Source organism: Ochrobactrum sp. SFR4, from assembly GCF_019730395.1.
In the GTDB taxonomy this organism is placed as follows: Bacteria; Pseudomonadota; Alphaproteobacteria; order Rhizobiales; family Rhizobiaceae; genus Pseudochrobactrum.
This window is the reverse complement of sequence record NZ_JAAPBB010000006.1, coordinates 29,667-53,342: the sequence shown is the minus strand read 5'-3', so window position 1 is coordinate 53,342 and position 23,676 is coordinate 29,667. Positions and strand designations below refer to the sequence as shown.

Below are 23,676 nucleotides of genomic sequence, written 5' to 3'. Positions count from 1 at the left end.
GAAATTTTCCGGCATCAGGCCGCTTGCTGCGGCATATAATTATTCAATGCTTCATCAACGGTTAAAATGGTACAACCACTTTGTACTGCATATTGTACCAGTCGCTCGAAAGTCTCCGGTGTGCAGCCATAAGGGGTCGGCGTGTCAGATATGTCATGCGTAAAGAAAATCAGCCAGCCGGGTTGCGCTTTCACCGCATCAATCATTTGCGTACGCGCTAAGGCCTTTGTTTCAGGCTGACCTATTTCCACGCCATACAACATTTGCGGGTTTGTTGCGCCCCTGTTTACGCGATCCTCACCCGCACGGCAGGTACGGTAGTTACGTGCCAGACGACGAATTGAAAAATAGGATACCGCATTATAGGGATAGGCAAAATTAAGCTTTGCACTATGGCCATTGCTGAGTTTTCCTAAAACCCTGTCCAGAAAAGAGCGATTATTATCAATCTCGTTCTGCAGCTGTGCTCCGCTCAATGCAGCAATATTCGGGTGGGAAAATGTGTGGCATCCAACTTCATGACCACGATCTGCAAGCGCCCGAATGCCGCTTTCACTAATCAGCTGCCTGTCAGGTTCCGTAGTACCTGCCATATTCCCCGTGATATAAAACGTGCCACGCAAACCATATTTTTCCAGAATAGCTGCGCCATTATATAAAGCACTGTCCGGCACATCATCAAATGTGAAAGAGATGACCGGTTGATCCTGAAGAACATGCATCGTTTTGGGCGCGAGACGGCGCATCAAATGCACCTGAATACGCCCGAGCCAGTGTTTGATTTTATGCTTCACGGTCTCACTCCGATACTGCCTGATGCGAACGCAGACTGCGGTGTCCTGTCATAAGGAACCGGCACTGCCAATGCCTGCAAACGCAAGCCGAACAGAGCCATCATAATACTGAACCATAACAAGCTGCCGGTTTCAAAGAATACACTTTCAAGCGCACTCGCAAACAAACCGTAAAGCCAGATACGTACATAAAGCCGCACAACAGGCGTATAGAGATTTCGCTGAGAAATCCGCTTTATGTAAAGTAAGGGCAGCACCAAAATCCAGATGAAGACAAGCACAAAGCCAACAAAACCAAGATTAATAAGCGTATCGACCCAAGCATTGTGACCATTAAAAGCGCGCGGAGACCAGTTCTCAACCGTATCATTATTGACCAGTGTATCCGTGAGCCAATAACCGTGAAGACCGTGCCCTATAAACGGCTTGTCAGCGATTGCTCCTACAGCCAGCCGCCAGATATCCGAACGATTTGTAAAACTGGCATCAACTCCAAGTGATGTAATAAATTCATAAACCGACGGTATCAGAGCAGCACCAACCGTTAAAAAATTTATCACCAACACGCCACCAACAGCAATTAGCAAGCGCAGCCAGCCCATCTTCTCAAACACATAGGCAATCAACAGGATCATCGGGAACATTGCTGTCGACGTTTTACCGCCGGTGTGCAGCAAAAAGAACACCGATAAACAAAGGATCAGCCAACCCGCCAGCCGAAAACCCTTGTCTTTAAGATAAAGACCAAAAAAACCACTGACCAGCATGGCGGCAGAAGCAACATTTTTATGGGCAAAATGACCGCGCCAATTCCCCAATTGCTCATCCCCCAGTTCAGAACTGAACTGATGTATGGCCTGTAACGGTTTAAATATCACGCCGAAATAGGCAAAGCCCAGCATGATAAACAATCCCGCCATAATCATTCTTGCAAACTGCTCTTCAGAGCGTGGCAGCAATAAAAATACCGAGGCGTTGAGCAACAATATGCCAGAGAGGACAACCTGCTTCAGGGATTCGACTCTCTCTGCAGAGAAAATTGCCGCCACTATCAGCCATATGAACAACAGTATCATCAGCGGCCTCGGCTGTAACACCAGTTTTCTTGACGGAGAGAAAGCAAGATAACAAACAGCGCTGCCAAACAATAGCAAGGCAGCAAGCTGGTTAAGCAGATTTGACCCGCTTTCTGCGGCTGAAGAAATTTCCGCAGGAAAAGGCTCAACAGTGACCCAGAGGAAGAGGAACTGCGCCATAAACAAGGTTGCAGCAAGAAAACCTCTTATATCGCTCATGCCGGAGATGCGATCCATCTGCAACTTGTTTCACCTATTTTACATAGGTGGCGCGGGACTGTGCATGGAAAAGCCCTATAAACCCGAAAAGCAAAGCTAGTCCTGCACCAAGACCACCGCCCACAACGGCGCCGGCTACGGTAAGAAGTGCTGTACCCGGAGGCCATGAACGGTTCTTCGGCGGCAAGGCCGGTGAAGCAATACGGATATTGGTTGCATCGATCTGCTGGCGCTGGGCAATTTCCTGCGCACGGGTCAGATAGGTCTGATATAAAGTTGTCTTCGTCAGACGATCGCGTTCAAGGTCATTCAGAGTAACCTGTGCATCCGTATCAAGAGAAACTGCAGACCGCGCAGTCTCTATCTGACGACGCAATGTTTCGACCACAGAATTTGCCTGATCGAGATCCAGTTTTGCTGCGCGCAAAATCCGTGACGTCTCCTGTGAAATTTGTGCCTGCAAGCCTGCAATCTGGGACTGAGCACTAGCCAGTTCAGGATAACGCGGACCATAAGTCATGGTCATGGCATCAAGGCGTTGCTTCAGGGTCGCATATTGTGTGCGCAAAGCAGTCAGCGTCGGAGACTGCAATGTGCCGGACGGATCCAGAGCCTGATTACCAGCGCTGGTCAGTTCTGCGTAACGGGACTTTGCTTCAGCCTGACGGCTCAGCGCGCCAACAAGCTGCGAATTGATTTCTGTCAAAGCCTGCGCACTGACCAGCTCACCGGTATTACCGGTCTGAAGACCTTGTGCATTACGGAACTGTGCCACTTTCATTTCCGCATCGGTTGCTGCTTTTTTCAGTTCACTCAGCGGCTCCGTCAACGCACGGGCAGCACGCGCGGCACCATCCTGCTCATTCTGTGCGACCTCATCCTGAAACGCTTTGGCAACGGTATCTGTCAATAATACAGCCTTCTCAGGCTCGCGCGCCCAGACAGTGAGATTAATCAGATAAGAGCGCTCCGGACGTCGGGCATCTACACGCGACGACAATTCACGCAAGGCTGCAATATTCTTTGCCTGTTCCGGATCAACACCATCCACCTTCTTTGCCTCCCCCAGAAGGCCGGACAATAATGTCTTCTCTGTTCCGTTAAATTCCGGATCATCCTGTAATTTCAGCTCATTGACCACACGCTGCAGCACATTACCGGAGGTCAGCAGGCGCAGCTTGCTTTCAATATCCATCAGCTGGCTTTCTGCCTGCATACTGGTTGCATAAACATCGTTCGGCACAACCTGCAAATTCGACGGTGCAACAAGAATATCCGAACCCGCAGTGAAACGCGGCTTGGCTGTTTTACCAAAGCCAATACCAACAGCTGCCCCTATAAGAGTGAGCAGCAGGATCAGCCACCAATAACGCAGCAGCCAGTTGATAATGTCTGAAAAACCAACAACGGGAAAAACCCAGCTCCGCTGTGCAGGACGTCCCTCGTTACTGTCAGCATAATCTCTCTGCAAAGGCTCAGAAGCGCTTTTACGATCCTGTTCCGGCCGCATGTCTGTATCTGGCTGCAAAACAGCTTCTGCACCGCGGCTGCCGGCAGACGCGGGTTTGGCTTTTTTAGCTAATTCTTGCAGCGTATACATCAGACATCTCTAATAGCTTGAGGCAAAACCCGTATAGAGGGCTCAATTGCTGTATCTTATTTATGCAGTAACAGAGATATTAAAAAAAAAGGTTAACAAAGCCTCATCGGCAAAGTTTAAGTATTGGATTTCATGTAAAGCATTATTTTAAATTTTACTTATAATAATTAATAACAGATCTTTCCCGTCTTTTTATTTTCGGGTCTAAAATTATTCCCTTTCGCCGGAAAATGCTATAGAGAGGCTGCGACAAGGGAAATAAAACTATGAGTGAAACGGAGTTGCCGGACAACCGCATGTCTGCGCGTATCAGACGATATATACCGTCGCTCCTCTCCTATATGGCTTCCAGCGGCAGCCTCATAATGGCAAGTGTAGCACAGCTTGTAACATTTGCTATTCTTGCCCGTTTTCTCGGTGCTGCTGAATTTGGCATGTTCATCACGATTATGGCGATCACAAGTATTGTGGTGCATATTTGCGGTATGGGCGGGGCGGAATGTCTGTTACGGCGGGTCGCTCAGGATAACAAAATTTATCCCTCTATGCTTGGCCATAATCTGATACTTGTCGGCATCAGCGGCAGCCTGCTGATAGCAGCAGGAATGCTGATACTTCCCTATTGGATCGAGTTTTCAACAAATCCGGTCACGAACCAGATCAGCCTGTTTCTGTATCTTGTTACGAATGTTGTTCTGCTGCGTCTCATTTTACTTGTTGAAGCAATCTATATCGGACACAGCAACTTCAAAGCTGCCAATCTTTCCGTTGTTGGCTTTGCTTTTGCACGCACGCTTGCTGCAGTACTGGCCTGTATCATTTTCGGCGTCAACACCATTAATGGCTGGGCGTGGTGGCAATTTTCCTGTCACCTGCTGGTGTTGCTCGTCTATTGGGCATTGCTACTCCGTCTGGGAAAACCGAAATTCCGGCTGGTACGTGAAGAAATCAAGCTCGGTATTTTCTTTGCAACACCATTCATCTTCCGTGCATTTCGGCAAAATATCGACTTGCTGCTGCTCGGCCTGCTGCTGTCTCCTGCAGTCATCGGCAGCTATGGCGTTGCGCGACGTATCGTTGACAGCAGTTATCTGAATATTGATGCTATGAACCGTTTGCTCTATCCGCGGCTCGCCAGACTTAGCGCAAACGGCATTGACAAAGCATGGCCGCTGGCTAAAAAATCCACATTCATAGCTTTAGGCATTGCCGTTTTCACAGCCGTTTTTATTTATTGTCTGGCGCCCTATCTGCCTCTGATTTTCGGCCATGAATATCAATCCATGGTCTATTTCACGCAAATTTTGTGCTGGGTTATTATCCCCTTTTCACTCTGGTCAATCGGAGTTGAAGTCATGGGAGCAGCGGGGGAGCACGGATATCGCGCGGCTATTCTCAATGCCGGCAATCTGCTCGGCACACCTGTGCTGGCATTCGCCACATGGCTAATGCCGCCGACCGGTACATTTATCTCAATTTATCTGATTGAGTTTTCTATTGCCGCCAGTGTCTGGTGGGTATTGCTGTGGCTGATCCGGCGGCAAAGAACCAGAACACAGCCACAGGCCGATTAGAGCATTTCCGGCCTATCTGGAATTATAAGAAATACTCTATCTTTTTGTTTTTACGCGTATCTTATCTGACCGAAACGGGATGAAAAATCAGTCCGGCGGACTGATTTCCCCGCAAAGGCGCTTCACACTTTTCAGGATACGCCTTAAGCCTCACTTTATCCGGCTGATTTTTCAGCTGCCGGAATAAGCTTGCTCTCAATCCGCGCAGCAGGATCAATCCTCTGTGTAAAAAAACCGATCGGAAGTGCTGCAGCATGGAAAAACCATGCGACCACAGAATAAAGGCCGATCTGCATATTCTTGTGTTTGATGCCCATAAGCACCACCGCAAATAAGATCCACACAACGTCAATCAGAACAGCGAAAGCAAAGTCCGGCACAAAAACCAGAACCATCAGCATCGCAAAAATCCAGCCGTAAACCATCATCCACAAACGCAATTCCGGCAATTCAACGAACAGGTTTTTCAGATGCGGTTTGCCAACGGTCCCACGCAGCAATTCACCGATACCGCGAATATATTTTGACCGCCAGCGCCTGACCAGCAGGCTATAAGCATTCACTTCATGACCCGTGTGATAAACAAAACGCCGGTCGAGACGAAACAATGTCCAGCCTTTGGTTCGCAACCGTACACCCAGATCATATTCCTCATAGCTGTGCAGATTACGGTCTGAAAAATATCCCACTTCTTCGATTGCTTCACGCCGATAAAGGCCACCGCAATTGATGCGGTCGACAGTGCCTACACCTTTATAAGCCACTTTGATCTGGTCACGGCGGACATATTCAAGACTCTCATGATTTTGCTCCACCACATGACCGGCAACGCCTGCAACACGGGGATTTTCCTGCAAATATTGCAAAGCAGGTGCAATAAAATCCGGTGCAATCTCCATATCCCCGTCTATCAGGCAAATATAAGGATAGCGGCTATACTGGTATCCCAGTTGCGGGCCCAGTCCGCAGCTTGGTTTTGCCGGTGCCTCAATCTGGGCAATAACAATCGGATATTGCTTAGCGATCTCAATCGTACGGTCGGTGGAACCACTATCCGCCAGGATAACCTCACCCTGACCATCAGGCAAAGCCGCAAGAGCACTTTCAATCGCGGCGGCAATCCGTCGTTCTTCATTCAATGCTTTGATAATGATTGAGACCGTCATCTTACATCCTGCTTGTCTGAGCATCGGGCTTATCACGCGCATATAGGCATAAGACATATAAAATGCAATTAACGCCTGCCATCAAACACAGCCGCAGAATATATTCGCAAAAACCATTAATATTAATATCTTGCTTAAATAAAAATCACTTAAATACTACAAAACAACAGACTGCCTTTTCTTATTCGCAACAATAAAAATAATTCTGTGTTTCATTTTTTCCCTAGGACATTGTTTACACAATTCTGCCAGAGTCGCCTCAATTTTCAATCAAACATAAAACGGCTTTCAACATCACGCCTGACTATCATTGAACAAAACAAGGCAAAGCGGCATGGCATCAATCAGTTCGATACAGCTTTCCCGGGGAGAGCCGGATTTAAGCCTGATCGATGCCGTGCAGATACCCAAAAGCGAATATCTTGCCCTCAGTTCTGATCCGCATATTTCACTGTGTCCGACTTATAATATCCGCTGTTTTAAGTCTGTTCGGGATGTTTCAGGCGACTGGCCTGCCGCTGAGAAAGATGGCCCCGGCAAACTGTATAGCCATGCAAGCCCGAATTATCATATTTTTCAAACCACAACCTTTTTGAAAGTCTGGGAAGAAACCTACGCTCCGGCATTAAAGGCTGAGCTATGCCTTGTGGAAGTTCGTACGGAGGACGGCAGACCGGTTATATTTTTGCCTCTTGCTATATTTATACGCAACGGAACACGCATCTTGTCATTCACGGATCAGGGCGTGGCCGATTATAATTCACCGGTGCTATTTGCCTGCGGAATTATCTGGACCCGTTTACAGGCAGAAAATATATGGCAGCAGATACAGAAAGCTCTGCCGGTCTTTGATTTCGCCGATTTCAACAACATGCCCGAAAAGCTGGGTAATCTGACTAATCCGATATTCCTGCTCGCCAATAAGAACAACTCAGCGGACAGTCATGCCAATATATTGTCTCATGACTGGGACAGTATTCAGAAAAGCCTTGTGCGCCCGAAAATCATCCGGCGCAAACTCCGCCGCCTCCATGAATTAGGTGATTGCGCGTTTGTCACAACAAAAAACGAGGCAGAAAATCAGGCACTTCTGGAATTCATGCTGCGGGAAAAACAACAGCGTTTTATTGAAACCCATGTACCGGGATTTGAGAAATATCCTGAGAAAATCCGCTATTTCAATGAAGCAACACGGGCATTTCAATCAGCAGGTGTGCTGCATTTTTCCGCACTGAAACTGAACGGAGAAATTCTCGCCTGCATGTGGGGGCTGGTCAGCGGGCCGCATTATTACGGCATCATGATTGCGTCGAATTTGAAAAACTGGGCGAAATACTCTCCCGGCCACATATTGCATTATCTGCTCATCAAAGAATTGAAAGAACAAGGCTATAATTGTCTTGATCTTGGCGTTGGTGACGAAGAATGGAAATTACAGAATTGTGATCTGACCATTCCGCTCAAACGCCTCACCGTCTGTGCCACTTTACGGGGGCGCCTCTATGAAATGCATAAAGATATAATGTCCCGTTTGCGTTCCACTGCATTGTGGCAGGGTGTGCGCCCGGTGAAATGGCGCCTGATCCGCGGCTTTACGCGCTGATTAGTCAGCCCGCGGATCGATCTTTCAATTATGACCCCGCAAATACGACTGTGAATACAGCGCCTTTTCCAAGCTGTGAACGTACGATCAACCGGCCACGATGGCGGGTCAGAATATGTTTAACGATCGCCAGCCCCAATCCTGTACCTTTATGGGCGCGACTGCTATCCACATCGACACGATAAAAACGCTCGGTCAGACGCGGTAAATGCTCAGCCGGTATACCGGGGCCAAAATCCTCTACGCTGACAGAAAAACCGCGCAGCGCATCTGCAGTGGTTGACACCACCTCGCCCCCCTGCTCATCAAGACTGACAATAACACGCTTGCCCGCTTGACCATATTTGCAGGCATTTTCAATCAGATTCTGGAACACCTGAATCAGCTCGTCTTTGTCGCCGGGCAGCCAGACCGGATGATCCGGTTTCGCCCATTCAATGACCACGCCAACACCGGTCGCCATCGGCGCCAGTGTCTCTACCACATGGCTCAGTACCTGTCCGATGTCGATGCGCTCTTTGACCGGAATCGCGGCCTTCATTTCCAGACGGGAAAGAGACAACAAATCATCAATCAGACGCGACATACGATCCGCCTGTGTCTGCATAATGCCCAGAAAACGCTCCCGTGCAGCAGCATCGTCGCGCGCAGGGCCTTGCAGTGTTTCAATAAAACCGCGCAATGAAGCCAGAGGTGTACGTAGCTCATGACTGGCATTGGCAATAAAATCCGAGCGCATACGGTCAATACGGCGTAGTTCCGTCTGGTCACGGAAAATCAGGATAAAACAATCTGCCTCACCTTTAGCCGTTTCAAAGGTCATGACCGAAGCGCGATACCAGCGCTCAAACGGCAGCCGCTCCAGATAATCCGATGACCGGGCCTGCCCGTCTGCAATAATCCCCTGTATCAGCGAATGCATTTCCGGCGACCGGAAACACAAATACAAAGAAGCATCCCGCGCCAGTGGCGGGAACGCTTCCCGGGCGGCATGATTAACATAAAGGATCGTTCCCTCAGCATCGAAAAGCACCAGCGGGTCAGGTAAAAAATCTGCAAGACGCTCACCGGATAAACGCGATAACGGCCCTTCATGCTTACCGGTTTTGACCATGACCGCAACAGGTTTCGGCGTGCTGAAAAACACCAGAGCAATGACCAGAATAAAGAGCAGCAGACAGCCTGTCACTGCAAGCGGAGTGGAAATACCCCAAGCGTGGAGGAGTAAGAATAACGGCAAAACTATAAGCAAATAAGGCGCAGATTTACGCAAAGTTTCCAGCAATCTCTGCTGCCCACTCTCCTGCTTCCGCTCTCCGTCCGTATCTGATGCCATTATGTTGGAAACGCCGCCTTGCTGTTTCTGACCGGTAACCATAGATCTGAATGCCGCCTTTATGCCTGCCCTGTTGCAATACGCCTGCCATGTATTATTTCAACAGATGCGCATATTATCTTTCAGATAGCAGCACAGTTTCTCAGAATACATTTATTTTGCTGATTTCATATGTTTTTCCGGAAAGTGCATTGCCCGCCCGAAAAGAACAACCGGACTATTTATGATTTATATTGCGGTTTTGTGACAATCCGGCCGGATGATTAGGCCTTCCTGTGCATAATGAGCCGGTAAAGTCTGTACACTCATCCTATCCGCCTCAGCATGTTTCAGCCCGCCCTCAATACGGCTCGGAAAATGCGGTGTTTTTTCCCAGTGATGGGGCGAAGTGAACATCTGATAAAATGCACGCCATGACGCAACAGACAGTAACAACCAGTATAAAGGCACACCCCAAAGATAATAGTACCGGCGTTTTTCTTCGTAACGCAGCGTCTTCTGGCACAGCAGATGGAAACTCAGATACGCTGTCAGCAAATTCATGCCATTAAATAAAACTGCCGCCATGACGGACTGATCATGATAACCGGAAACCGTTAAAGCAGCCCCCCAAATCAGGCTGACCAGCATAAAAGGGTGCAGCAATGCCGATAACAAAAGGCCTGTTGTATATAACAAGTAAAGACTGAAACGCGCGGCACCTAACTGACGGCAGGTTTGCACAGGCGAGCGCATATGTACCAGCCACGTCTGCATCCAGCCTTTGAACCAGCGGGTGCGTTGTGTTTTCCAGTCCTTATAATTTTCCGGTGCGTCTTCGGTTGTCGGACGGTTAATTACATCTACCTTGTACCCAAACCGTGCCAGACGCATGCCCAGATCGGCATCTTCCGTCACATTATAACTATCCCAGCCACCGACTTTCTGCAGTACCCTGCGCCGGAGATGATTGGATGTACCGCCCAACGGCATCACTGCACCACGACGGCTGAACCATGGCAACAGCCCGCGAAATAATCCTGCATATTCAAAAGAAAAATAACGAGTCAGATAGTTACAGCTGAAATTACCGATCACCAGCGGCGCCTGAAGACAAGCCAGATCATTACCGCCGCGCTGAAACGCCTGCCATGCCTCCAGCAACTGATCACGATGTGGTCTGTCTTCCGCATCATACACAACCAGATATTCGCCGCGGGCAAATTGCAATGCATAGTTCAAGGCCTTGGGCTTAGTACGCGGGCCGATAGAGGGAACTTTCAGAACCTCAAAATGTGCCGGCAATTTATGTCGTGAGAGCGCTGCTAAAGTTTCACTGTCATCAGCCTCGCAAATCAGCTTGATGTCCAGTTTTGCGACCGGCCAGTTCAAGGCAATAAGTGCCTGTACAAGCTGCCGCACAATCCCGGCTTCTTTATAAAGCGGCACCAAAACAGTATAGACCGGCAAATCATGGAGCCGGTACGGTGCCAACGGTCTGATATGTAATGGTCGTGCACTCCATGCCGCCAGAAGGCGAATGGTTACACAGGCAAAGAAAAACAATGTCATGCCCCAATAGAGAAAAGCCAGCCAAGTGCCACTCCCTGTCAAAAACATCCATAACAGCCCGATAAGCAATCCGGCAAAGCAGAAACCCTGCCAGCCGTTCAGCACCAGACTGGCGGAAAGATGTGCAGGTGTCATTTTTTGTGCCCGTCCTGCAGCGGCTTTGCCATAACGGTTATGTAAAAGTGCTACCAATACAGAGGGTGGGCATAGTCTTAAACGTTCGCGCATTTCAGGATATTGCCGCAAATAGAATTTCAGCATCGCCAATTCCCTGAGATCCGGCGCCATATAAAGCAGGCTTTGGCCTCTGGACCCTGCAATCAATATATGACGAATACTGCTGAGACGAGCCGGGCCATCAAAAGGACGCAACAACACCTCTCCTGCATCCGGCGCATCATCATAAGTCAGTCCCGTTTCATCAGCCCAAAGCCGGTAAAGCGCAGCCTCAGAAATTGCACCTTTATGTACGAGTTCATCATTAAAAGACGTATTATGCCGCGCCGCACTGGCAAAGGCCGCAATAATATCCGCTTTACCTAAGCCAGCAGCGACAAGCCGGACTGAGAACCCGGCGCAGAGCTTTATAAAACTTTGTGAGAACAACAAATGTATTGTCATTTCGCCCCCGCGAATATTTAACCAAAATCAACTCAATTAAATTAGAAGCAACGAAACAAATCTATTTTGAAATTTACGATAAATTAACAATAATAATAATCTTTAAAAAATATCAACTGTAAAAAATACAATATACAAATCATTAAATTTCAATAATACCAACATTAATCATTGTTTAAAAATAAATTTATTGTTCATGCAGGTTCTACTTTCTATAAAGGAGAGAAAATTTTATACTGAGCAAAATTCGAATAAACCGACAGGAGCTGCAGCCAATCAATGCGCAATGATACTATTTCCGCCCTGCTCAAGCGGGCGTTAAACTATTGCGCAGCTGCCTGCTCTGCGACCCTGTTAATATCCGCTACCGGCATTGCAATCGCCTACGCTGCTCCGCCTTATCTGGCAGGAGACGACCAGAAGCCGGTGAAGCCGGATATTTCACAAAGAACCCAGATACGTTTCCTGACCGGCACAGATTTTCCGCCCTTTAACAGTCTTTCCCCTCAAGGACGGCTGAGCGGTTACCATATTGATTTGATCCGTGCGCTTTGTCAGGAACTGGCGATCACCAGCCGCTGCCTGATCGAAGCCCGCCCGTGGAATGAGCTGCTTCCCGCTTTGCAGAAAAATGAAGCCGATGTACTGATTGCCGGACTGACACCGGATCGGGAAAAACGCACCACTCTCAGCTTCACCCGCGCTTATTTCAGCCTCCCTGCCCGCTTTGTAACTGCAAAAACATCGAAACTGGTCGATAAGAACTTTTCACCTGACGAGCAAACCGTTGGCGTTCTCGCCGGTTCCGCCCATGAAGCCTTGCTGAAAGCCTACTTCCCGAAAGCAAAAAGCAGCCCTTATAGCAGCAGCGAGCTTCTCTATAAGGATCTCAGGGATGGTAAAATTCCGCTGCTTTTCGGTGATGCGATGAGCCTGTCGCTCTGGATGAACCCGACCACAACCTCAGGCGATAATGCAGCGCCGGACGGCTCCTGCTGCCGCTTTATAGGCGGCACCTATCCGGCACCGGAATTTCTCGGACAGGGAATGACAATTGCGTTGCGCAAGCAAGATGCTGACCTGCGTCTCACCTTCAATAATGCACTCAATGCATTGGAGCGCAAAGGTGTTTTAGACGACCTGTATCTGCGCTATTTTCCGGTCGACTTCTATTAAGAAAAAATAAGCGCATCTCAAATAAGATGCGCCCATCAGCTGATTACAACTTGCGGAAACGCACACGCGCACTGCGCTCAATGGCGGCAACGCTCAGTTCATCAAGATTCCACAAATCACGCATCAGCTGCAGGAATGCCAGTTCTTCCTGTTCAACATGCAGGTCGGCAGCAGCCACTTCAACAGCCAGAGCATAGGCTGTTTCATAGAGTTTTTCCGGCAGGGCCTGATGGGCGATATCAAGAATACGATCCAGACCATCATCTTTGGTCAGCAATTCATAGCAACGCTCGGCAATTTCCGGCACTCTTTCGTCATCAAAGCCGGTAAAAACCGGCAGGCGATGCACAAGATTTCCGATGGAGGACAATTCTGCATCTGTCATCCGCGTATCCGCAGCTGAAACCGTTACCATAATATAGATCAGCGCATCCTGCGGCGTGATTTTCATTTCCAAGAACTCCTGCATCGGCTTTTTATGACTTTGAAACTATTCCATAGGGCTTAACAAGTGTTCAACTGCATTTCAGCTTGAGGATAATGCACACAACCCCCATCATTTTTGCATTACGCCCCTGCACTTACGAAGAAAGCGCATCATATCCCCCAGCGCTTGCAAAGAAAGCACAGCACCGCATTGACGAAACCCGCGTCTCACCATAGACCTGTCTATCCGCACCCGTAAAAAAGTGCGGATATTTTCAAACCAGCACCTCCTATCAGGAAAGATATTATGACAACCGACCGCTCAAACCACATCGACCTTGCGCCCGACCTGATTGCGGCAGCAGCACAGGCGAAAGCGTGGCCCTTTGAAGAGGCTCGGAAAATCATAAAACGGTACGAGAAAACCGGCTTTCCCGAGGTCGTGATTTTCGAAACCGGCTATGGTCCGTCCGGTCTGCCGCATATCGGTACTTTCGGCGAAGTTGCCCGTACATCCATGGTGCGCCATGCATTCCGCGTTCTGACCGAAGATAAGGTTAAAACCAAGATCATCTGCTTCTCGGATGATCTGGACGGCATGCGCAAAATTCCGGATAATGTTCCGGATCGTACAGCACTCGAGCCATACTTGCAGTTACCACTGTCAGCCGTACCAAATCCCTTTGGCGGCGACTATAAGAGCTTTGCCGATCACAACAACACCATGTTCTGCCGGTTCCTCGACACCTTCAGCTTTGACTATGAATTTGCAAGTGCGACCGACTATTACAAGTCCGGTCGCTTTGACGAAGTTCTGTTGCGTGCCGTTGAGCGTTACGACGACATCATGGCCGTGATGCTGCCGACACTGGGTGAAGAGCGCCGCGCCACTTACAGCCCGTTCCTTCCGATTTCGCCTACCACCGGTCGTGTGCTTTACGTACCAATGAAAAAGGTTGACGCGAAAGCCGGCACCATCACATTTGACGATGAAAACGGCGTGGAAACAACACTGCCGGTCACCGGCGGCAATGTGAAACTGCAGTGGAAGCCGGACTTCGGCATGCGTTGGGCAGCGCTGGGCGTTGACTTTGAAATGTTTGGTAAAGATCACCAGACCAACCAGACAATCTATGACAAGATTTGTGAAATTCTTGGTGGTCGTGCGCCGGAGCATTTCGTGTATGAACTGTTCCTCGACGATCTCGGACAGAAAATCTCCAAGTCAAAAGGCAATGGCATCAGCATTGATGAATGGCTGACCTATGCACCGACCGAAAGCCTCGGCCTCTATATGTTTCAGAAGCCGAGAACAGCGAAAAAGCTGTATTTCGACGTCATCCCGAAAGCCGTGGATGAGTATTTCACCTATCTGGCGGCCTATGAAAAACAGGATTGGGCAGCCCGTCTGAACAATCCGGTCTGGCATCAGCATTACGGCAATCCGCCAAAGGTTGATCTGCCGGTGCCGTTTGCCATGCTGCTGAATCTTGTCAGTGCATCCAATGCGGAAAATGCCAGCACTTTGTGGGGCTTTATCTCGCGTTATGCACCGGGTGCATCTCCGGCAACCCATCCGGAGCTCAATGCTCTGGTGGAATATGCCATTCGCTACTTCAATGATTTCGTGAAGCCGAGCAAGAAATTCCGTGCGCCGGATGAAGTTGAACAGCAGGCATTACGTGATCTGGATGCGGCACTGGCTGCGCTGGATAGCAGTGCAGACGGCACAACAATTCAGAATGCCATTCTGGATGTGGCCCGCGTCATTGAACGCTATCAGGATCACAATAAGAAGAGCCCTGATGGTGGCCCCGGCGTGTCTGTCTCGTTCTTCCAGATGCTCTATGAAGTGCTGATCGGACAGGAACGCGGCCCGCGCTTTGGTTCTTTCGTAGCGCTTTACGGCATTGATGAAACACGCGGCCTGATTGTCGAGGCACTGAAACGCGCCTGAGACTTCAAAATAAAAAAGAAAAAGCCGCGTTTCTGAAACGCGGCTTTTTTATATTTTACTGCTGAGGTGCAGGTGGAAACGGCAAGTCCGGCGCAACCGGTTGTGCCGGCGTGGTGGCTTCAGGCGCAGTAACATCAGGCATTGTATTGTCCGCAGGCAATGAAGGTGCAGGCATGATACCTGCCGGATTATCACCGGAGCTTTGCGGCATATCCGCTACCGGTTTGCGGCCAAAAACACCGAGCAGCATTTTTTCAGCCTGTGTCTGACTGTCTGCATACTGGCCGCCGAAAGTTGCCCGCGCCCAGCCATTCTCTACCAGCCAGCGTGCAACATCCGTTCCCGCCAATGTACAACTCGTGCGCATCAGCTCCTGATTTTGCTCAACACCATCCATGTTGCAGCTCACTGCACGGCCACGCAGCCATGAGCGAAATGCTGTGCGCGCCTGCATACCACATTGCCAGACGTCACCATTCACATCGGAACAGGATGCATCCGGCTCGACAATATCAATGCCGTTCAGCTCGATCGTGCGATTGCCCACCGCCAGTCTGCCTGCAGCCAATGCGACAGGACGATAGAACAAACCACCTGCCGCCGCCTGCTCTTCAGCCTGTTTCCCGGATTGTGTTGCCTCAGGTGTTTTTTCCTGCACCGGCGTAGCCAACCCCAGATCGCTCAAAGGCGGGCGCGGGTCTACGCGCTCCAGAGGCTTATTCTGCATTTCACCGGAAACATCAGGCAAAGGATCATCCGGTTGCGAGCTGTTTTCTTCGCCTTCTGAAGATCCGGTAAGTGTACCGGACGGTAAACGCTCCGGCGGCATATCTTCCGGCAAATCGAAATTTTCGACGACAATACCGGTTTCACCGCTACCTGATTCACGATCAAGCGCGCCGTAAAACGGGGCAACATAAGCGGCAAATAAAGTAGCACCAACACTGAAAGCAAGGATCGGCGGCAGGATTGTCCGAAGGGTCGCCGGTTTACGCATACTTACTCCTGTACATTGTCATGCTTCTTCTGCTGCGCGTTAATGGATTTTTCGCCTGTCAGCAATTGCGCAAATGTCATCACATCCATTGCAGTAACCTCAAGGATTTTAGCCAGAGATTCCGTTGACGGCCAGCGCGGTCTGCCATCTGCCGCGAAACGCTTGGACTTATTAAACGTCGTCGGGTCAAGACCGGCACGCCGTGCCAGACCGGATGGCGTTAATTGCGCCCGTTTTGCCACTATATCAATGGCTGACCAGAGTTCTGCATGGGTAAACATAAGCCATCCGAAGGAATAAAATCCTCGCAAGTATAACCCAGCTCATACATCAGAACATCAACAAAAACGAAAATGGCGCAGAGATATCCGCGCCATTTTTATCATGAGTGATCAAAACTACGTGTTAAGCAGCTTTATCAGCGGCCTTATGGGGGTTGAAACGCTGATAAAATGTTTCACCATTTTCCGCCATGTCGGTCAGGAGTTTCGGTGCCTTGAACTGCGCTCCGTAATCCTTCTGCAGCTTTTTCGCCAATTTCACGAAAGCTTTGGCGCCCATACCATCGATGTAAGACAGCGTACCGCCGGTATAAGGTGCAAAACCGAAAGCAAGAATGGAGCCGACATCGGCTTCACGCGGATCGGTCACAATGCCCTCTTCCATCACACGGGCTGCTTCCAGAGCGATAGTGACGAGGAAACGCTGTTTCAGTACTTCCACATCCACCTTGTCTGCATCCTGCTGCGGATAAAGCGTGCTCAGCTCAGGCCACAGATGTTTCTTGGCAGGCCGCGCCGGATAATCATAGAAGCCTTTGCCGTTCTTGCGGCCGAGGCGGTCATATTTATCCACCAGCGTATTGACCAGTTCGACATGGCGCGGATCAACGGCCTTGTCACCCAGATCAGCCAGCGTTGCCTTGAGAATTTTCTGCGACAGATCAATCGCTGTCTCATCATTGAGTGCCAGCGGCCCGACCGGCATACCGGCCATTTTAGCGGCATTTTCGATCATTACTGGCGGCACGCCTTCCACCAGCATATTATAGGCTTCAGACATATAACGCAGCACACAACGATTGACGTAGAAACCGCGTGTATCATTGACGACAATCGGCGTTTTCTTGATGGCACGCACATAATCCAGTGCCGTTGCCAGCGCCTTTTCGCCCGTCTTTTTGCCCATAATCACTTCAACCAGCATCATCTTATCAACAGGTGAGAAGAAGTGCAGACCGATGAAGTTTTTCGGACGCTGTGAGACTTTGGCAAGACCGGTAATCGGCAGGGTTGAAGTATTGGATGCAAAAATTGCGTTCTGCCCCAGCACCGCTTCTGCCTGTTCGGTTGCCGCCTGCTTGACGCCGCGATCTTCAAAAACAGCTTCAATCACCAGATCGGCACCATCAAGCGCGGCATAATCGGCAGAAGGCGTAATCAATGCCAGCAGCTTGTCTTTATCTTCTGCTGTCATCCGGCCTTTCTGCATCTCTTTGGCAATCAGATCGGCAGAATGGGCTTTGCCTTTTTCCGCTGCTTCCAGATTACGGTCGATCAAAACCACCGGAATACCGGCTTTGGCGGTGACATAAGCGATACCTGCGCCCATAAAGCCGGCACCGATCACGCCGATTTTCTTGAGTTTGGTTGGCTTGATACCTTCCGGACGGCGCGCACCCTTGTTCAACTCCTGCAGGGATACGAACAGTGAGCGGATCATCGATTGCGCTTCTGTGGTCTGCAGAATATGCGTGAAATAGCGCTGTTCAATCTTCAGGCCGGTATCAAACGGCACCAGCAGGCCTTCATAAACGCATTTGAGAATGGTCAGCGCTGCCGGATAATTTCCGGAAGTTTCGCGGCGCAGAATGGCCGTTGCTGCAGGCCAGAGATTGGCACCGGCTGCGGAATAAATCGCACCACCCGGCAGTTTAAAGCCCTTCTCATCCCAAGGCTGCACCGGTTTCAGCCCGTTACGGATCATTTTCTTGGCGGTTTCTACCAGCTTCTTCGCCGGAGCCACCTCATGCACCAGTCCCATGCCTTTAGCGCGGGCAGCAGTCAGGCTCGAACCGGTGGTCATCATCTGCAGGGCATCCTGCTGGTTGACCAGACGCGGCACGCGCTGCGTACCACCGGCACCCGGGAACAGGCCGACTTTAACTTCCGGCAGTGCCAGTTTCACGCCTTCCGCATCGGAAACCACACGGCCATGACAAGCCAGCGACAGTTCCAGCGCACCGCCCATGCAGGTACCGTTGATTGCTGAGACCCAAGGTTTGCCGCAGGTTTCCAGCTTACGATACAGGCCGGTCATTCGACCGACATTGTCAAACAGGTTCTGGACAGCTTTGTCAGCATCCTGCTTCTGCTCTTTTTTGAAACGCGCCAGCATTTCCTGCATCATGGTGAGGTCGGCACCACCAGAGAATGTATCCTTGCCGGACGTAATCACCGCGCCTTTAATCGTGCCATCTGCCACAACCTGATCGATAATCTTGTCGAGTTCGGTCAGTACTTCTTCGGTCAGCACATTCATGCTTTTGTCAGGCATGTTCCATGTGACAACAGCAATACCGTCTGCACCGGTTTCAACTTTAAAATTCTTGTAATTTGTCATTGGACTACCCTCCCTCACACACGCTCAATGATGGTTGCCGTGCCCATACCTGCACCGATACACAGGGTAACCAGTGCTGTATTGAGATCACGCCGCTCCAGCTCATCGAGCACAGTGCCGAGAATGATTGCACCGGTTGCGCCCAGAGGATGCCCCATGGCAATCGCGCCGCCATTTACATTGATTTTGTTGTGAGGAATATTGAAAGCCTGCATATAGCGCAGAACCACAGCCGCGAAAGCTTCATTCAGCTCGAACAGATCAATATCCGAGAGCTTCATCTTGGCGCGATCCAGCAGTTTCTCTGTCACATCCACAGGGCCTGTCAGCATCAATGCCGGATCGGAACCGATATTGGTGAAAGCGCGGATACGGGCGCGCGGTTTGATATCCAGCATCTTACCAGCACGTTTGGAGCCGACCAACACGCCCGCCGCACCATCAACAATACCTGATGAGTTGCCTGCATGGTGAACGTGATTGATGGTTTCGACTTCCGGATGTGCCTGAATACCGACAGCATTAAAGCCGCCCATTTCCCCCGGCATCACGAAAGACGGATTAAGGCCGGAAAGCGCCACCAGATCGGTGGTCGGGCGCATATGCTCGTCATGATCAAGAATAGTCAGACCATTGACATCTTTCACCGGAATGACGGAGTTTTTGAAATAACCCTTTTTCCAGCTCTCGCCTGCACGGCGCTGGCTTTCCACCGCATAAGCATCGACATCCTCACGGGAGAAGCCGTATTTGGTGGCGATCAGATCAGCCGATACACCCTGCGGCATGAACCAGCCCGGGAAGCCAACCGACGGGTCCATATACCATGCACCGCCGGACATACCCATACCGACGCGGGACATGCTTTCTACGCCACCGGCAATCACCAGTTCGTCTGTGCCACCTGCAATTTTAGCGGCAGCGAGATTAACCGCATCAAGACCGGAAGCACAGAAACGCGAAATCTGCATACCCGGTGCTTTGAAGTCATATCCTGCTTCAAAAGCGCTTGATCGCGGAATAACCGCACCGGCTTCACCCACCGGATCGACACAGCCGAAAATAATATCATCTACTTTTGCAGTATCAATGCCGTTGCGATCGCGCAGAGCTTCCAGCACTTTGGCACCAAGGCGCACCGCAGGCACTTCATGAAGACTCCCGTCTTTCTTGCCGCGGCCGCGTGGAGTGCGCACATGATCATAAATAAAAGCATCAGCCATAGTTCAATTAACTCCCAACTTTTCCAACTTTTTAAGACGCTCTCTGCGTTTCTTAAAAAGCATCTTCCGGCAGTGTCATCATCGTAACGGCACCGGTCTGAATGCGTGCCAGACGCAATTGCGTTTCCGGCATAATACGCTCCATATAGAAACGGGCTGTGACAAGTTTAGCTTCAAAATAGGCTTTGTCACCGGTACCGGCATTCAGTTTTTCCTGTGCAGCTTTCGCCATTTTTGCCCACATATGACCAAAAGCAACCAGACCAAAGAGATGCATATAATCTGTTGAAGCAGCACCGGCATTATCAGGGTTGGCCATCGCATTTTGCATCAGCCACATGGATGCGCCCTGCAGATCATTCAGGCCTTTTTTCAAATGTTTTGTGTAAAAAGACAGCGCCTCATCTGCGCGGTTTTCTTCACAGAAATCGCCGATTTCTTTGAAATAGGCCATCAATGCATGGCCGCCATTGGCAGGCAGTTTGCGTCCCACCAGATCCAGTGCCTGAATACCATTGGCACCCTCATAGATCATGGTGATACGGGCGTCGCGCACATACTGGCTCATGCCGTTTTCTTCAATATAGCCATGACCGCCAAAGACCTGCTGCGCCATGACCGCATGGTCAAAGCCCTTATCGGTCAGCACACCTTTCAGCACCGGCGTCAACAGGCCGACATGATCATCGGCTAATTCGCGGGTAGCTTCATCACTACTATAATGCGCAATGTCAGACTGCAAAGCAGTGGACAGCAACAGCGCACGGCCAGCTTCATTAAAAGCGCGAATGGTCATTAATGTACGGCGGATATCCGGATGCACGATGATCGGATCGGCTTTTTTGTCCGGATATTTCGCACCGGTCAGCGCCCGTCCCTGCAAACGATCACGGGCATAGTCAGCAGCATTCTGATAGGCAGTTTCGGCAATCGACAGACCCTGCAATGCCACGCCAAGACGCGCTTCATTCATCATGGTGAACATGGCACGCAGGCCTTTGTTTTCACCGCCGATCAGGAAGCCCGTCGCGTCATCATAATTCATCACGCAAGTTGAGTTGCCGTGAATGCCCATTTTTTCTTCAATGGAGCCGCAAGTCACGCCGTTGCGTGTGCCCGCTTCACCATTGGCATCAAGATTGAACTTCGGCACAATAAACAGCGAAATGCCTTTATTACCTTCCGGTGCGCCTTCAATACGCGCCAGCACCAGATGGATAATATTTTCGGTCATGCCATGTTCACCGGCGGAGATGAAAATCTTCGAACCGGAAATCTTGTAGGAGCCATTCGCCTGCGGCACAGCCTTAGTGCGCAGCAAACCTAAATCCGTACCGCAATGCGGTTCGGTGAGGTTCATGGTGCCTGACCAGCGACCTTCAATCATCTTAGGCAGATAAGCCTGCTTTTGCTCGTCAGTACCATGGGTGATAATCGCGGCAATCGCGCCCTGCGTCAGACCCGGATACATCATCAGTGCCATATTGGCAGAGGACATATATTCACCCACAGCTGCATGAAGCAGATATGGAAGTCCCTGACCGCCGAACTCTTCCGGTGCGGCCAGCCCTACCCAGCCACCGGCACAATATTGATCATAGGCCTCTTTAAAACCCTGCGGCACCTTAACGGAAGCATCCGGTAAACGCTTGCAGCCTTCACGGTCGCCGCTGTAATTGACAGGGAACAGGGTCTGCTCGGCAAGCTTTGCGCCTTCCTGCAAAATGGCTTCGATCGTGTCTGCGCTCATTTCCGCATAGGACGGCAGATCATTACGGGACTGGACGCCCAAAACATCATTCAGAATAAACTGCGTATCCTGAACCGGCGCGCGATAGACTGGCATGCACTTCCTCCAAGTTTGACGTCGGCAGATAATTGTTCTGCCGGAATGCGGGCGGAGGTGTTCGTTAAGACGCTACCTCTCCCGCGCGTTGTCATTCAAACATTCAGAACACAGGATAGCCTGGCTCTGTGGTGCCGTTCTCTTTCTGCCCAAACACAACCGGACTCCTCTCCGGCAGCGTCTGTTCGCTTTCCCATGAATTCTTTAACAGCCTATCACGGGATCCACCTGACAGTATGCACTCTTGCGTGAAAACCGTCATTTTTATGAAGCAGTAAAATTATTACAGCACCCTCGGATATCAGCCTAATAAATTTTGACGTTTGCGTAAACGTCAAAAATCTGTTTTTGAAAATTTAAATCCAAACTTTCTGTCGCAGCTCTATCAATCAGATGTTTCAGGCACAGGAATACCGTTTAAGAACCCCGAAAAGGCTGCTCGATTCTTCAAAACCAAGCCTTTTTGTATAAAAACTATATTTTTCAGAAAATAATTTTAGAATTCACACAGAAAAACAGATACATTTTTGCAACACAAGCAACTGTAATAACCATCAAGAAATATATCAAGAAAGGCTAAAATACATTCAATAAATATTAAATTACTTTAAGCTAAAATAATTTAACATTATGAATTTTAATCAATTAATTCATTTTAAATTTATACATGCGGCCAACATTATAGAAAAACCAGTTATTTCAGCAACTTGGCAAATAGTCGTTAGTCATTTCTAAACTATAATTTTAGGGTGTTCATTAATTTTTTTACAGATAAGGTCAGTTCAAATTCTTTAACGAACGGACTTTAGATATGAAAAAAATCGTAGCCCTTCTCGCCATGACTGTATTGTCAGGTCAGGCTTTCGCCGCAGACGCTATCGTTTCTGCTCCGGAACCAGCACCGGTTGAATATTCCGCATTCAGCTGGACCGGTGGTTACCTCGGTGCACATGCCGGTTACGGCTGGGCATCTATGCACGACATCAACAACCCGCAGGCTGACAAAGTAAAGCCAAAAGGCGGTTTTGGTGGTCTGCAGGCCGGTTATAACTGGCAGTTCGATAACAATGTTGTTCTCGGTGCAGAAGCTGACATTTCTTTCGGCAAAATCAAGAAGTCCTGGGATGGTCGCGACACCAACCAGTACAACTCTTACTATGGCGAAGATAAAATCGGCACACATGGTACAGTTCGTGCTCGTCTCGGTTATGCCGCTGACCGCTTCCTGCCATACGTAACCGGCGGTATTGCTTTCGCAGAAACCAAGCATTCTCTTGGCTGTGATGTTGCCCGAGTATCAGCAACAAATGGTTGCGGCGGCAAAGTAAACGGTGGCAAGTTCGAAGATAATGCTTCGAAAACCCGTGTTGGTTACGTTGTAGGTGCCGGTGTTGAATATGCTGTCACAGACAACTGGACACTGAAAGCTGAATATCTGTATTCCAACTACGGTAAGAAGAGCATTACTCTTTCAGATCCGTACAAAAATCAGTTCAACGAACGTCGCTTCAAAACCAATCTGAGCGAAGTACGCATCGGCGTAAACTACAAGTTCTAATCTGCTGATCGTTAACGATCACAAACAGAACTAAAAGCCCTGCCTCGATGAGGCAGGGCTTTTTTATTGAACAGAGATTGCATTTTTTAAATCAGCACATCCTTAAAAAGGCAATTATTTCAAAGCTTGTCTGCCGTCTTTCAGGAGATGCTGAACAAAACCGATACGGCAGGTGGATCTGAGCGCATTCATTTTCAGCCAAACATAAAGTTAAGAATTATCATCAAAGTTAACGGCTTATTTACCACGTTTCGACAAAACTGTGTCTGAGGCAAAATCTGTGTTTCGTGTGGTGCTGAGCACCACCTCAACAATGACCTTGCTTTTACCC

16 protein-coding genes and 1 pseudogene are annotated in these 23,676 nt (G+C 49.6%); 5 read left to right on the top strand and 12 right to left on the bottom strand.

Features of this window, described 5'->3' with window-relative positions; genetic code table 11:
- Window positions 1–14: 14 nt before the first annotated feature.
- The 3 genes from HBA93_RS09295 to HBA93_RS09285 are packed head-to-tail and all read right to left on the bottom strand — an operon-like array spanning window position 15 to window position 3,689.
- Window positions 15–794, bottom strand: coding sequence for a polysaccharide deacetylase family protein (locus tag HBA93_RS09295; RefSeq protein ID WP_221723096.1), 780 nt, complete (start codon window positions 792–794; stop codon window positions 15–17).
- Complete coding sequence (locus HBA93_RS09290) at window positions 791–2,107, bottom strand: O-antigen ligase family protein (RefSeq protein WP_286201852.1); 1,317 nt, start codon at window positions 2,105–2,107, stop codon at window positions 791–793. The genes HBA93_RS09295 and HBA93_RS09290 overlap by 4 nt, the downstream gene beginning before the upstream one ends.
- Before the next feature lie 16 nt (window positions 2,108–2,123).
- On the bottom strand, window positions 2,124–3,689 hold the full coding sequence (locus tag HBA93_RS09285; protein ID WP_221723094.1) for a GumC family protein: 1,566 nt from the start codon (window positions 3,687–3,689) through the stop codon (window positions 2,124–2,126).
- 266 nt (window positions 3,690–3,955) lie between these two features.
- On the opposite strand from HBA93_RS09285, the gene HBA93_RS09280 reads away from it, so the two are divergent.
- On the top strand, window positions 3,956–5,263 hold the full coding sequence (locus tag HBA93_RS09280; RefSeq protein WP_286201839.1) for a lipopolysaccharide biosynthesis protein: 1,308 nt from the start codon (window positions 3,956–3,958) through the stop codon (window positions 5,261–5,263).
- A 155-nt stretch (window positions 5,264–5,418) separates the two neighbouring features.
- On the opposite strand, the gene HBA93_RS09275 is transcribed toward HBA93_RS09280, so the two are convergent.
- Window positions 5,419–6,429 carry a glycosyltransferase family 2 protein gene (locus tag HBA93_RS09275; RefSeq protein ID WP_221723093.1) on the bottom strand — a complete coding sequence of 337 codons (1,011 nt, stop codon included), beginning with the start codon at window positions 6,427–6,429 and terminating at the stop codon, window positions 5,419–5,421.
- A gap of 334 nt (window positions 6,430–6,763) precedes the next feature.
- Here HBA93_RS09275 and HBA93_RS09270 point away from each other — a divergent pair, with 334 nt between their 5' ends.
- Window positions 6,764–8,032: a GNAT family N-acetyltransferase gene (locus HBA93_RS09270; protein WP_221723092.1), complete on the top strand. Its 1,269-nt coding sequence runs from the start codon at window positions 6,764–6,766 to the stop codon at window positions 8,030–8,032.
- 28 nt (window positions 8,033–8,060) lie between these two features.
- On the opposite strand, the gene HBA93_RS09265 is transcribed toward HBA93_RS09270, so the two are convergent.
- Both HBA93_RS09265 and HBA93_RS09260 read right to left on the bottom strand, forming a co-directional pair.
- Window positions 8,061–9,368, bottom strand: a complete 1,308-nt coding sequence (locus tag HBA93_RS09265) for an ATP-binding protein (protein WP_221723091.1) — start codon at window positions 9,366–9,368, stop codon at window positions 8,061–8,063.
- A 228-nt stretch (window positions 9,369–9,596) separates the two neighbouring features.
- Window positions 9,597–11,540: a glycosyltransferase family 2 protein gene (locus tag HBA93_RS09260; RefSeq protein ID WP_221723090.1), complete on the bottom strand. Its 1,944-nt coding sequence runs from the start codon at window positions 11,538–11,540 to the stop codon at window positions 9,597–9,599.
- Window positions 11,541–11,819: 279 nt separating this feature from the next.
- Between HBA93_RS09260 and HBA93_RS09255 the strand changes: the two genes are divergently transcribed.
- Window positions 11,820–12,716, top strand: a complete 897-nt coding sequence (locus tag HBA93_RS09255; RefSeq protein ID WP_221723089.1) for a transporter substrate-binding domain-containing protein — start codon at window positions 11,820–11,822, stop codon at window positions 12,714–12,716.
- Between the two features lie 43 nt (window positions 12,717–12,759).
- On the opposite strand, the gene HBA93_RS09250 is transcribed toward HBA93_RS09255, so the two are convergent.
- Window positions 12,760–13,167 carry a tellurite resistance TerB family protein gene (locus HBA93_RS09250; protein ID WP_028233671.1) on the bottom strand — a complete coding sequence of 136 codons (408 nt, stop codon included), beginning with the start codon at window positions 13,165–13,167 and terminating at the stop codon, window positions 12,760–12,762.
- 282 nt (window positions 13,168–13,449) lie between these two features.
- Between HBA93_RS09250 and HBA93_RS09245 the strand changes: the two genes are divergently transcribed.
- Window positions 13,450–15,099 carry a lysine--tRNA ligase gene (locus HBA93_RS09245; RefSeq protein WP_221723088.1) on the top strand — a complete coding sequence of 550 codons (1,650 nt, stop codon included), beginning with the start codon at window positions 13,450–13,452 and terminating at the stop codon, window positions 15,097–15,099.
- Between the two features lie 55 nt (window positions 15,100–15,154).
- Here the strand turns inward: HBA93_RS09245 and HBA93_RS09240 are convergent, their stop codons facing one another.
- The 5 genes and pseudogenes from HBA93_RS09240 to HBA93_RS09220 all read right to left on the bottom strand — a co-directional run bounded on the left by HBA93_RS09240 (window position 15,155) and on the right by HBA93_RS09220 (window position 21,787).
- Complete coding sequence (locus HBA93_RS09240) at window positions 15,155–16,096, bottom strand: thermonuclease family protein (protein ID WP_221723087.1); 942 nt, start codon at window positions 16,094–16,096, stop codon at window positions 15,155–15,157.
- Window positions 16,097–16,137: 41 nt separating this feature from the next.
- Window positions 16,138–16,377: pseudogene (locus HBA93_RS09235) on the bottom strand (S24 family peptidase); the annotation flags it as partial.
- Window positions 16,378–16,501: 124 nt separating this feature from the next.
- Window positions 16,502–18,718 carry an FAD-dependent oxidoreductase gene (locus HBA93_RS09230; RefSeq protein WP_221723086.1) on the bottom strand — a complete coding sequence of 739 codons (2,217 nt, stop codon included), beginning with the start codon at window positions 18,716–18,718 and terminating at the stop codon, window positions 16,502–16,504.
- A 14-nt stretch (window positions 18,719–18,732) separates the two neighbouring features.
- Window positions 18,733–19,941: an acetyl-CoA C-acetyltransferase gene (locus HBA93_RS09225; RefSeq protein WP_221723085.1), complete on the bottom strand. Its 1,209-nt coding sequence runs from the start codon at window positions 19,939–19,941 to the stop codon at window positions 18,733–18,735.
- A 52-nt stretch (window positions 19,942–19,993) separates the two neighbouring features.
- On the bottom strand, window positions 19,994–21,787 hold the full coding sequence (locus HBA93_RS09220; RefSeq protein WP_221723084.1) for an acyl-CoA dehydrogenase C-terminal domain-containing protein: 1,794 nt from the start codon (window positions 21,785–21,787) through the stop codon (window positions 19,994–19,996).
- A gap of 811 nt (window positions 21,788–22,598) precedes the next feature.
- On the opposite strand from HBA93_RS09220, the gene HBA93_RS09215 reads away from it, so the two are divergent.
- Window positions 22,599–23,345 carry an outer membrane protein gene (locus HBA93_RS09215; protein ID WP_221723083.1) on the top strand — a complete coding sequence of 249 codons (747 nt, stop codon included), beginning with the start codon at window positions 22,599–22,601 and terminating at the stop codon, window positions 23,343–23,345.
- Window positions 23,346–23,676: the final 331 nt, after the last annotated feature.

Excerpts from the sequence above, each read along its gene's own strand:
- HBA93_RS09290 (WP_286201852.1), bottom strand. The coding sequence starts at position 2,107 with ATGGATCGCATCTCCGGCATGAGCGATATAAGAGGTTTTCTTGCTGCA.
- HBA93_RS09285 (WP_221723094.1), bottom strand. The coding sequence starts at position 3,689 with ATGTATACGCTGCAAGAATTAGCTAAAAAAGCCAAACCCGCGTCTGCC.
- HBA93_RS09280 (WP_286201839.1), top strand. The coding sequence starts at position 3,956 with ATGAGTGAAACGGAGTTGCCGGACAACCGCATGTCTGCGCGTATCAGA.
- HBA93_RS09275 (WP_221723093.1), bottom strand. The coding sequence starts at position 6,429 with ATGACGGTCTCAATCATTATCAAAGCATTGAATGAAGAACGACGGATT.
- HBA93_RS09270 (WP_221723092.1), top strand. The coding sequence starts at position 6,764 with ATGGCATCAATCAGTTCGATACAGCTTTCCCGGGGAGAGCCGGATTTA.
- HBA93_RS09265 (WP_221723091.1), bottom strand. The coding sequence starts at position 9,368 with ATGGCATCAGATACGGACGGAGAGCGGAAGCAGGAGAGTGGGCAGCAG.
- HBA93_RS09260 (WP_221723090.1), bottom strand. The coding sequence starts at position 11,540 with ATGACAATACATTTGTTGTTCTCACAAAGTTTTATAAAGCTCTGCGCC.
- HBA93_RS09255 (WP_221723089.1), top strand. The coding sequence starts at position 11,820 with ATGCGCAATGATACTATTTCCGCCCTGCTCAAGCGGGCGTTAAACTAT.
- HBA93_RS09250 (WP_028233671.1), bottom strand. The coding sequence starts at position 13,167 with ATGAAAATCACGCCGCAGGATGCGCTGATCTATATTATGGTAACGGTT.
- HBA93_RS09245 (WP_221723088.1), top strand. The coding sequence starts at position 13,450 with ATGACAACCGACCGCTCAAACCACATCGACCTTGCGCCCGACCTGATT.
- HBA93_RS09240 (WP_221723087.1), bottom strand. The coding sequence starts at position 16,096 with ATGCGTAAACCGGCGACCCTTCGGACAATCCTGCCGCCGATCCTTGCT.
- HBA93_RS09230 (WP_221723086.1), bottom strand. The coding sequence starts at position 18,718 with ATGACAAATTACAAGAATTTTAAAGTTGAAACCGGTGCAGACGGTATT.
- HBA93_RS09225 (WP_221723085.1), bottom strand. The coding sequence starts at position 19,941 with ATGGCTGATGCTTTTATTTATGATCATGTGCGCACTCCACGCGGCCGC.
- HBA93_RS09220 (WP_221723084.1), bottom strand. The coding sequence starts at position 21,787 with ATGCCAGTCTATCGCGCGCCGGTTCAGGATACGCAGTTTATTCTGAAT.
- HBA93_RS09215 (WP_221723083.1), top strand. The coding sequence starts at position 22,599 with ATGAAAAAAATCGTAGCCCTTCTCGCCATGACTGTATTGTCAGGTCAG.